Below are 401 nucleotides of genomic sequence, written 5' to 3'. Positions count from 1 at the left end.
GAATTTGCCATTTCTACAACTTTATGTGCAATTTCCAGCTCACTAAGAGGCGAAAAGCGTGCAACTTTTTCAATGACTTGTCGATAAATATTGCGTGAGTGAGAATCAATTTCAGAAAAATCACTATTTTTACGCAAAATAGAATCGACACAACTCACTGTTTCAAACCATTCTGTCCAATCAACATCATCTATAGCTTTAAGAGCACGGATAATATTTCCCATGGTCACACCATCTGCTGCTTGTCGGGTATGTTCATCAGCTGTTGCAATCTCTAAGCTACTGCCTTGGCTTTTCAATTGCTTTTCAAGCCAAGTTAATGCTACGGTTGAATCGACAGATGCACTACGCAGGCGATAGAATAAATGTGCTGAAAACGTTGGATCAACAGTAAATGGTTT

General features: G+C 38.9%; 1 protein-coding gene. It reads right to left on the bottom strand.

The features are described from left to right. Positions 1-401: hypothetical protein (locus J7R13_RS09205; protein ID WP_208438341.1), on the bottom strand; the 401-nt coding region annotated here is incomplete at both ends.

This window comes from Bartonella taylorii 8TBB, assembly GCF_902825155.1.
In the GTDB taxonomy this organism is placed as follows: Bacteria; Pseudomonadota; Alphaproteobacteria; order Rhizobiales; family Rhizobiaceae; genus Bartonella; species Bartonella taylorii_A.
Note: the sequence above shows the minus strand (reverse complement) of the source record. Positions and strands in the feature narration are given on the sequence as shown.